Raw genomic sequence first — 220 nt, 5'->3', positions numbered from 1 at the left:
GAGCGGGGATCTCGACCGGAGCGACACCCGCGACGAGCTGGTCACCGCAGATGTCATTTTCGCTGCGACAGGTGTGACCGACGGCTCGATCGTGTCGGGAATCAAGCGCGAGGTGGGCTACTTGACCACCGAGACGATCCTGATGCGCTCCAAGACCGGGTCCGTACGGCGGATGATTTACCGGAACCCGACCTCCGCGACCTGACGTGACCGATGGTCC

1 protein-coding gene is annotated in these 220 nt (G+C 63.6%); it reads left to right on the top strand.

What is annotated here, in order from left to right; genetic code table 11:
• The coding region (locus E0702_RS18825) for a fructose-bisphosphatase class II (RefSeq protein WP_132045963.1) at positions 1-205 on the top strand (205 nt) is incomplete at its 5' end.
• Positions 206-220 lie beyond the last annotated feature (15 nt).

The sequence above is a fragment of the Halomonas marinisediminis genome, from assembly GCF_004347715.1.
Lineage (GTDB): Bacteria > Pseudomonadota > Gammaproteobacteria > Pseudomonadales > Halomonadaceae > Halomonas > Halomonas icarae.
Note: the sequence above shows the minus strand (reverse complement) of the source record. Positions and strands in the feature narration are given on the sequence as shown.